Below are 6187 nucleotides of genomic sequence, written 5' to 3'. Positions count from 1 at the left end.
GGATTGCCGAGCGTCTCGCCGAAGAGGAGGCGCGTGTTGGGCCGCAGCGCCGCGCGCCAGGCATCGAGGTCGCCGGGCTTCACGAACGTGGTTTCGATGCCGAAGCGGCGCAGCGTGTAGTGCAGCAGGTTGTGCGAGCCGCCATAGAGCGCCGCCGAAGCGACGATGTGCGAGCCCGCGCCCATCAGCGTCGCGATCGCGAGATGCAGCGCCGCCTGGCCGCTCGCGGTGCCGATCGCGCCCGCGCCGCCTTCGAGCGCGGCCACACGCTCTTCGAATACGGCGACGGTCGGGTTCGATATGCGCGAGTAGACGTGGCCCGCGCGCTCCATGTTGAAGAGCGCGGCGGCGTGGTCGGTGTCGCGAAACGTGAACGAGGTGGTGAGGTAGATCGGCGTCGCGCGGGCGCCGGTGGCAGGGTCGGGCGCGGCGCCGGCATGCAGCGCGAGCGTGTCGAAGCGGGTGTCGGGCGTCGATGACATCGTGGCGGCGCGGCCGGCGCGAACCGGCTCGAGGTCGAGGGTGAAGGGCATCGTAACACCGGCGGTGCGGCGTGGGGCGCAATGCCGCGCCGCCTTGCCGGACACGGGCGCGAGGCGCGGGCGTTGCAGCGCCGCGTGGCCGCGCGGGTCCGGCGGCGTCGCCGTGTGTTTTTCGGGACGGATGGCTGAAGTCCGGTACGGCCGGCGTTAGCGCTGACAGGCCCGCGCCACGGCCCTCGGCAGAGGCTTCCGGGCGCGGCGCGTCGCCCGCCGCGCGGCTTTCCTTTTGAGAGTCTTTCCGCTAGGATCGAAAACAGGTAGGCATCTTTTCAGCATTTTCCCCAATATTTGCGGCATTCAGGAGACACATCATGCGTGTCAGCGACATCCTCAAGGTGAAGGGCAATACGCTCTACACCGTTACGCCCGACACTGCGTTGCACGACGCAGTCAACACCATGGCCGAGCACGACATCGGCTCGCTCGTGGTCATGGAATACGGTGATCTGGTGGGCATGCTCACGTTCCGCGAGATCATCCTCACGCTGCGCGCAAACGGCGGCAGCGTTGGCACCGCGACGATCCGCAAGGTCATGGACGACCACCCCATCACCTGCACGCCGGAAACCGAAGTCGACGAGGTGCGCCGCATGATGCTCGAGCATCACGTGCGCTATCTGCCCGTCATGGAAAGCCGCTCGCTCATGGGTGTGATCTCGTTCTACGACGTGGCGAAGGCCGTCGTGGAAGCGCAGGGCTTCGAGAACAAGCTGCTCAAGGCCTATATTCGCGACTGGCCCGAAGAGGAAGGTCAGCCGGGCCGCTGAGCGAAGCCGCTGTGGGGCACCGCTTTGCGCTCACAGCTTTGAGCCACCGCTGTGAGCCAGATCACCCAGTCACATCAGCCAGCATGAAAAAGCGCGCGTGAGGCGCGCTTTTTCGCGTCTGGGCCCTGCAAATTCCGTCAGTGCGATTCTTTCTTGTTCGATGAACGATAGACCAATGCCCGCGGCGCAGCGCGAGGAGCGCGAAGCGCGCAACGACCGTGGCCATGCTTCGCAGTTCGCGCTGTTGCGCCAGCGCCGTTTCGCCCCATTTTTCTGGACGCAATTCCTCGGGGCGATGAACGACAACGTCTTCAAGATCGGCTTCACCTCGCTCGTCACGTATCAGGCCGCGCGCTTTTCGGGTGTCGATCCGAAGACGGTTGCCTTCCTCATTTCGGCCATTTTCATCGCGCCGTTCGTGCTGTTTTCCGCGACCTCGGGCCAGGTCGCCGACAAGTACGACAAGGCCATGCTCACGCGCTGGGTCAAGACCTTCGAGATCGCGGTCATGCTGATCGGCGCCGCCGGCTTCTGGATGCATGGCGCGCCGCTGCTGTATCTGTGCACGTTCTTGATGGGCGTGCATTCCACGGTGTTCGGGCCCGTCAAGTACGCCTACCTGCCGCAGCGGCTCGCGCCCGAAGAGCTCGTTGGCGGCAATGGCCTCGTCGAGATGGGCACGTTCGTCGCGATCCTGCTCGGCACGATCGTTGGTGGTGTGGCGGCGGGCATCGGGGCCGCGGACGCCGTGTCGTCGTCCAGTGGGCCGCCTCTGGGCGCATGGTGGCTGGGCGGTGTGTGTATTGCCGTCGCGCTCGTCGGGCGGGTGGCTTCGGCGTTCGTGCCGCCGTGCGAGCCGTCGCAGCCGGGCCTGCGCATCAACTGGAATCCGTTCTCCGAGACCTGGCGCAACCTGCGCCTCGCGCATGGCAATCGCACCGTGTTTCTGAGCCTGCTCGGCATCTCGTGGCTCTGGTTCGTCGGCGCGACCTTTCTTGCCTCGTTCTTCAATTTCGCCAAGGACGTGATGTCGGCCGACCCCGACGTCGTGACCGTGCTGCTCGCGATGTTCTCGCTCGGCATCGGCACGGGTTCGCTGCTGTGCGAGCGGCTCTCGCGGCGGCGCATCGAGATCGGCCTCGTACCGCTCGGCTCGATCGGCATGAGCGTGTTCGGCATCGACCTGTATTTCGCGAGCCACGGGCTGCCCGCCGCGCCCCACCTGCTTTCGGTCGGCGAGTTCCTGCGCACGGCCGCGCATTGGCGCGTGCTCGCCGACCTGTTCCTGCTCGCGATGTTCGGCGGCTTCTACAGCGTGCCGCTCTATGCGCTGATCCAGAGCCGCAGCGCGCCGAGCCACCGCGCGCGCATCATCGCCGCGAACAACATCCTGAACTCGCTGTTCATGATCGTCTCGGCGCTGATGGCCATGGCGCTCACGGCGGCGGGTGTCGGCATTCCCGGCATCTTTCTCGTGACGGCGCTGCTCAATATCGTGGTCGCGGCGTACATCTACACGCTCGTGCCTGAGTTCCTGCTGCGCTTCATGGCCTGGGTGCTCGTGCATACGGTCTACCGCGTGCGGCTCGTGCACGCCGAGCGCATTCCGCTCGACGGCGCGGCTGTGCTCGTGTGCAATCACGTGAGCTACGTCGATGCGATCGTCATCATGGCCGAGAGCCCACGGCCGATCCGCTTCGTGATGGATCAGCAGATTTTCCGCTCGCCGTTCTTCGGCTGGGTGTTCCGCCACGCCAAGGCCATTCCGATCGCCCCCGCGCACGAGGACCCGGCCGCGCTCACCACCGCCTACGACGCTTGCTCGGCCGCACTGGCCGAGGGCGATCTCGTGTGCATCTTCCCCGAGGGCAAGCTCACGCGCACGGGTGAAATGAACCCGTTTCGCCGCGGCGTGACCGAAATTCTCAAGCGTTCGCCCGTGAGTGTGGTGCCGATGGCGCTGCGCGGGCTCTGGGGCAGCACGTTCTCGCGCCATGCCGATTCTGGCCAGGAGCGGCCCACGCGGCGCGGACTGACGAGCCGGCTGACGCTGGCGGTGGGCGAACCGATCGCGGCAGCCGACGCGACGCTCGAACGCTTGCAGGACACGGTGGAGCAACTGCGGGGCGCGCGGCGCTGAGGCGCAGTCGCGGGATCGATGCAGGCGCCTCGCGACGCAGGCAGTCGAGCGGCCGCGCGCCGCTGGGCCGCCGCACCCTGGATCACAGACCTGTCGGGCGATGGCCGGCGCGGACTGGCATAATGCTGGATTCCCCGATTCACTTTGGACGACCGCCATGTCCGGCAACACGCTCGGTACGCTTTTCACCGTCACCACCTTCGGCGAATCCCACGGCCCGGCCATCGGCTGCGTCATCGACGGCTGCCCGCCCGGCATGGCGCTCACCGAAGCCGACATCCAGATCGACCTGGACCGCCGCCGCCCGGGCACGTCGCGCCACGTCACGCAGCGCCAGGAAGAGGACAAGGTCGAGATTCTCTCGGGCGTGTTCGAAGGCCGCACCACGGGCACGCCCATCGCGCTCCTGATCCGCAACACCGACCAGCGCAGCAAGGACTACGGCAACATCGTCGAGACCTTCCGTCCGGGTCACGCCGACTACACCTACTGGCAGAAGTACGGCATTCGCGACTATCGCGGCGGCGGCCGTTCGTCGGCGCGCCTCACGGCGCCCACGGTCGCGGCGGCCGCGGTCGCGAAGAAGTGGCTGCGCGAGCGCTTTGGCGTGCAAGTGCACGGCTACATGCGCTCGCTCGGCGAGATCGACGTGCCGTTCGTGAGCTGGGAGCACGTGCATGAGAACCCATTCTTCGTGCCCAATGCCGACGTGGTGCCGCAGCTCGAGGCATACATGGACGCACTGCGCAAGGATGGCGATTCGATTGGCGCGCGCATAAACGTGGTGGCGAGCGGGGTGCCGGTGGGTTGGGGCGAGCCGCTCTTCGACCGGCTCGACGCCGACATCGCGCACGCCATGATGGGCATCAACGCGGTGAAAGGCGTGGAGATCGGCGCGGGCTTCGCGAGCGTCGCGCAGCGCGGCTCGGTGCACGGCGACGAACTCACGCCCAACGGCTTTCATGGCAACCACGCGGGTGGCGTGCTCGGCGGCATCTCGACGGGGCAGGATATCACCGTCTCGATCGCCATCAAGCCGACCTCGAGCATCCGCACGCCGCGCCGCTCGATCGACAAAGCGGGCGTGCCCGCGACCGTCGAAACGTTTGGCCGCCACGACCCATGCGTGGGCATTCGCGCGACGCCGATCGCCGAGGCGATGCTCGCGCTCGTGCTGATCGATCACGCGCTGCGCCACCGCGCGCAGAACGCCGACGTCGTCGTGTCGACGCCGAAGATCGCGGCTAGCGACGAATAAGCGAAGCGCGAGGGCAAGGCGGTGGCCGCATTGCCGTCTTTCCCGTTGTCTTTGCCTGCGGGCGTGACGTTGGCTGCGCCTGACGGTGGCGATACGTTCGCGCTGCTCTAAATGCGCTTTGCGCTCGCGCGAGCGGCGCAGCTCGATTCTGGTCACGATCCCGATTCGAAACTCGTGCACAGGGCTGCGCAGATGGCCTTCATCACGCGGCGACTGGCGACTGCCGGCTTCATGGAGGCGGCGTGCGTGCGGCTCGAACGGCTCGGTGCGGAGTAGAGCGCTCAGGTCGCGCATCGAACCGGTTGTGCGAACAACAAAAAAAGCCGCTTCGAATTGAAGCGGCTTTTTTCTCGTTTTGCGGCTTTACATGTTCGGATAGTTAGGCCCACCACCGCCTTCCGGCGTGACCCACACGATGTTCTGCGTCGGGTCCTTGATATCGCAGGTCTTGCAGTGCACGCAGTTCTGCGCGTTGATCTGCAGACGGTCGCTGCCGTCGTCGTTCTTCACGAACTCGTACACCGCCGCAGGGCAAAAGCGCGCCTCCGGGCCCGCGTAGGTGCGCAGGTTCACGTTCACGGGCACGCTCGCGTCCTTGAGCGTGAGGTGCGCCGGCTGGTTCTCCTCGTGGTTCGTGTTCGAGATGAACACCGAGGAGAGACGGTCGAACGTGAGCTTGCCATCGGGCTTCGGATACTCGATCGGCTTGCACTGCGAAGCGGGCTTCAGCATCTCGTGGTCGCGGTGCTGGTGATGCAGCGTCCACGGCACGTTGCCGCCCAGCAGCTTCTGCTCGATGCCCACCATCAGCGTGCCCAGATACAGGCCCTTGCTCATCCACTGCTTGAAGTTGCGCGCCTTGTACAGCTCCGTGTAGAGCCACGACTGCTTGAACGCTTCCGGGTAGGCCGCGAGTTCATCGCTCTGGCGGCCTGCCTGCACGGCTTCGAATGCCGCATCGGCGGCCAGCAAGCCGGTCTTGATCGCGGCGTGGCTGCCCTTGATACGCGAGGCGTTCAAAAACCCCGCGTCGTCGCCCACGAGCGCGCCGCCCGGGAACACGAGCTTGGGCAGCGACATCAGGCCGCCTGCGGTGATCGCGCGCGCGCCATACGAGACGCGCTTGCCGCCTTCGAGGTACTTGCGGATTTCCGGGTGCGTCTTGTAGCGCTGGAATTCCTCGAACGGCGAGAGATACGGGTTCTGGTACGCCAGACCCACGACAAAGCCCACCATCACCTGGTTGTTGTCGATGTGGTACAGGAACGAGCCGCCGTACGTATCGGATTCAAGAGGCCAGCCGGCGGTGTGGATCACGAGACCAGGCTGGTGCTTCGAAGGATCGATTTCCCACAGCTCCTTGATGCCGATGCCGTAGACCTGCGGATCCGAATCCTTGCCGAGCTTGAACTTCTCGTTCAGCTGCCGGCCCAGGTGGCCTCGGCAACCTTCGCAGAACAGCGTGTACTTCGCGTGCAGC

Annotated in this window: 6 protein-coding genes; 4 read left to right on the top strand and 2 right to left on the bottom strand. The window is 66.0% G+C overall.

All coding sequences use genetic code 11. The features are described 5' to 3' along the window. Nucleotides 1–482 (bottom strand): PLP-dependent transferase (locus VMJ11_RS10185; protein ID WP_325619291.1); only part of this gene is annotated, 482 nt, incomplete at its 3' end. A gap of 371 nt (nt 483–853) precedes the next feature. Between VMJ11_RS10185 and VMJ11_RS10180 the strand changes: the two genes are divergently transcribed. The 4 genes from VMJ11_RS10180 to VMJ11_RS10165 all read left to right on the top strand — a co-directional run bounded on the left by VMJ11_RS10180 (nt 854) and on the right by VMJ11_RS10165 (nt 4983). Beyond that, a complete protein-coding gene (locus VMJ11_RS10180; protein ID WP_325619290.1) occupies nt 854–1309 on the top strand; it encodes a CBS domain-containing protein in 456 nt (151 codons plus the stop codon). Nucleotides 1310–1469: 160 nt separating this feature from the next. Further along, complete coding sequence (locus VMJ11_RS10175; RefSeq protein ID WP_325619289.1) at nt 1470–3449, top strand: MFS transporter; 1980 nt, start codon at nt 1470–1472, stop codon at nt 3447–3449. Nucleotides 3450–3606: 157 nt separating this feature from the next. Continuing rightward, on the top strand, nt 3607–4707 hold the full coding sequence (gene aroC, locus VMJ11_RS10170) for a chorismate synthase (RefSeq protein ID WP_325619288.1): 1101 nt from the start codon (nt 3607–3609) through the stop codon (nt 4705–4707). A gap of 111 nt (nt 4708–4818) precedes the next feature. After that, nucleotides 4819–4983 carry a hypothetical protein gene (locus tag VMJ11_RS10165; protein ID WP_325619287.1) on the top strand — a complete coding sequence of 55 codons (165 nt, stop codon included), beginning with the start codon at nt 4819–4821 and terminating at the stop codon, nt 4981–4983. 87 nt (nt 4984–5070) lie between these two features. Here VMJ11_RS10165 and VMJ11_RS10160 read toward each other — a convergent pair. Beyond that, a partial coding sequence (locus VMJ11_RS10160) for an electron transfer flavoprotein-ubiquinone oxidoreductase (RefSeq protein WP_325619286.1) occupies nt 5071–6187 on the bottom strand: 1117 nt, incomplete at its 5' end.

It is taken from the genome of Paraburkholderia sp., assembly GCF_035501035.1.
Lineage (GTDB): Bacteria > Pseudomonadota > Gammaproteobacteria > Burkholderiales > Burkholderiaceae > Paraburkholderia.
The sequence above is the reverse complement of the archived record's forward strand: the minus strand, read 5'-3'. Positions and strand labels throughout refer to the sequence as shown.

Bases quoted from the DNA above. Each gene is read 5' to 3' on its own strand.
- VMJ11_RS10180 (WP_325619290.1), top strand. From the start codon at position 854: ATGCGTGTCAGCGACATCCTCAAGGTGAAGGGCAATACGCTCTACACC.
- VMJ11_RS10175 (WP_325619289.1), top strand. From the start codon at position 1,470: ATGAACGATAGACCAATGCCCGCGGCGCAGCGCGAGGAGCGCGAAGCG.
- aroC (WP_325619288.1), top strand. From the start codon at position 3,607: ATGTCCGGCAACACGCTCGGTACGCTTTTCACCGTCACCACCTTCGGC.
- VMJ11_RS10165 (WP_325619287.1), top strand. From the start codon at position 4,819: ATGCGCTTTGCGCTCGCGCGAGCGGCGCAGCTCGATTCTGGTCACGAT.